The 1,229-nt window shown below is 71.8% G+C and carries 2 protein-coding genes; both read right to left on the reverse strand.

Annotation, left to right across the window (positions count from 1 at the left end; all coding sequences use genetic code 11):
• A partial coding sequence (locus tag D7V93_RS43175) for a cbb3-type cytochrome c oxidase subunit I (RefSeq protein WP_208723353.1) occupies positions 1 to 711 on the reverse strand: 711 nt, incomplete at its 3' end.
• Positions 708 to 1,229: cytochrome c oxidase subunit II (locus D7V93_RS43180; protein ID WP_504739603.1), on the reverse strand; the 522-nt coding region annotated here is incomplete at its 5' end. The genes D7V93_RS43180 and D7V93_RS43175, both read right to left, overlap by 4 nt.

Consider the following 1,229-nt stretch of genomic DNA (forward strand, 5'->3'; position numbering starts at 1 on the left):
GAAGAACTGCGTGCCCGCCACCCGGTCCAGCAGCAGCAGCCCCGTGGCCGCCGCCAGCACCGGCACGAACAGCACGTTGAGCACCGCGCCGTAGAACAGCCCCCACACCACCAGCGGCAGCCGCCCCCACGTCATCCCCGGCGCCCGGCAGCGCACCACCGTGACGACGAAGTTGAGCCCGTAGAGGAACGCGGACACGCCCACGCACAGCACCGCCACCGTCACCAGCGTCTGGCCCAGGCCCGGCGTGAAGGCCGGCGTCGACAGCGGCGGATAGGACGTCCACCCCGCGCTCGCCGCGCCCAGCCGCACCCCGAACGACGCGAGCATCAACGCGCCGCCCACCGCGTAAGCCCAGAACCCGAACGCCGACAGCCGGGGGAACGCCATCCGCGGCGAGCCGATGGCCAGCGGCAACACGAAGTGCCCCAGTGCTCCGAACAGCAGCGGCGTCACCGCGAAGAAGATCATCAGCAGGCCGTGCATCGTGAACACGGCCGTGTACGCCGGGGGCGTCAGCGCGCCCTTCGACTCGGGCAGGGCCCACGCGAGCCCCGGCACCGGCTGCCCCGGCCACGCCCACTGGAAGCGGATGAGCATGGCCAAAAGGCCGCCCACCAGCAGGAACAGGAACCCGCCCCACAGGTACTGCTTCGCCACGCGCCGGGGGTCCGTCGTCCACAGGGACCGCAACAGGTCACCCGGCTTCATGGCGTCCTCCAGGCCCAGCCCCAGTGCGCCGCCGCGTCGTCCGCGTCGTAGGCCTGCACGGCCTGCCGGCCCGCCTCGCGCAGCCAGGACGCGTAGGCCTCGGGCGTCATCGCGGACAACATGCCGCGCATCCGGTAGTGGCTGGTGCCGCAGTGCTGATAGCAGGCCACCTCCCACGCCCCCTCGCGCGCCGCCTGGAACCAGGTCTGGTTCACGCGGCCGGGAATCGCGTCCAGCTTCACGCGGAAGGCCGGCAACGAGAACCCGTGCACCACGTCCGTGGAGACGAGCTGCACCCAGACGGGCACGCCCGCCGGCACGCGCAGGTCGTTCCACGTCACCACGTCGTCCTTCGTCCCGAACGTCCCGTCCCCGCCCGCGTAGCGCGCCTCCCACGACCACTGGTGCGCGTTGATTTCAATGCGCACCGTGCGCGGGTCCTCGGTGGGGACGCGGAAGTTCCAGAGCACGTCGCGCAGGTAGCCCTCGGAGCCCAGGAACAGCGTCCCGTCCACCAC

This window comes from Corallococcus llansteffanensis, from assembly GCF_003612055.1.
In the GTDB taxonomy this organism is placed as follows: Bacteria; Myxococcota; Myxococcia; order Myxococcales; family Myxococcaceae; genus Corallococcus; species Corallococcus llansteffanensis.